General features: G+C 32.9%; 2 protein-coding genes. Both read left to right on the top strand.

The genetic code is table 11. From position 1 onward, the window contains the following. Positions 1 to 108 precede the first annotated feature (108 nt). Positions 109 to 339 carry a helix-turn-helix transcriptional regulator gene (locus RG19_RS17415; protein WP_082672865.1) on the top strand — a complete coding sequence of 77 codons (231 nt, stop codon included), beginning with the start codon at positions 109 to 111 and terminating at the stop codon, positions 337 to 339. A 4-nt stretch (positions 340 to 343) separates the two neighbouring features. Further along, the gene (locus tag RG19_RS17790) at positions 344 to 742 is read left to right on the top strand and encodes a hypothetical protein (RefSeq protein WP_157515400.1); all 399 of its coding nucleotides are present in this window, start codon (positions 344 to 346) and stop codon (positions 740 to 742) included. Positions 743 to 873: the final 131 nt, after the last annotated feature.

Genomic DNA, 873 nt, shown 5'->3' with positions numbered 1-873 from the left:
AAATAACTTGACAACCATATTTATTATTAATATGATTAGTATGTAATCTTAAATAACCAAAACTCTGGTTATTTTAATCTGTAATTTACTTGAGAAAGGAGGGTTGAAATGATCATTTTAAAATCAAAAAGTGAATTTATATCTCAACTTATTAGAGAGGGTTATTCAAAAAGGGAATTTGCTAGAAAAAACGGAATATCTGAAGCTACGCTCATTCAAATTTCCAATGGTAAACAATCACCTAGACCTGCGACTGCAAAAAAAATATGTGATGCATTAGGGTGTAAATTCGATGATATTTTTCTTATTGAAAAGGAAATGATTGAGCAGGAGGTTTAGAACCGTGGCGGTGAATGAAAAATGGGTGATCTATACTGTTTCCGACACACAATTTTTATTTGATCTTCACCAGGTATCAAGAGTAGAAAATCAATTGCGTGAAGAAGGCCAAAAGTATCGAACAATTTATTACCGCGATAATAAACCAACTAAATACGTTATTGGTGAAGGCTATCAAATTATGGATCGTGAAGAAGTAGCAGCAATTATTGAAAGTGTACAACCTGATCAGTCACTTTCCTGTGCTCATTGTGGGGAGTATTTAACAGAACACACAATTATTTATAGAGCTGGTAACAATGGAACTGAATTTTGTTCAAAATCATGTGCATATGAAGCTTTTGAAGGATTATACAATAAGCAGCAAGTGGATAGGACCTTGATAAAGAAAGAGGTGAAATAAATGCCAATAGCCAATGTGAGTATTGATATTAATGATCGGGAAGTTAAGGCTTATATTGATGAGAAGTTAGAAGAAAGTTTAAAAGATGCTTTGTTCATGTGTGACATAAAGGAATTATCAAAGCGCTTGTG

Source organism: Luteimonas abyssi (assembly GCF_001482195.1).
GTDB lineage: Bacteria > Pseudomonadota > Gammaproteobacteria > Xanthomonadales > Xanthomonadaceae > Luteimonas > Luteimonas abyssi.
Note: the sequence above shows the minus strand (reverse complement) of the source record. Positions and strands in the feature narration are given on the sequence as shown.

What these genes read in the sequence shown, in the direction of transcription:
- RG19_RS17415 (WP_082672865.1), top strand. Translation starts at nt 109, where the DNA reads ATGATCATTTTAAAATCAAAAAGTGAATTTATATCTCAACTTATTAGA.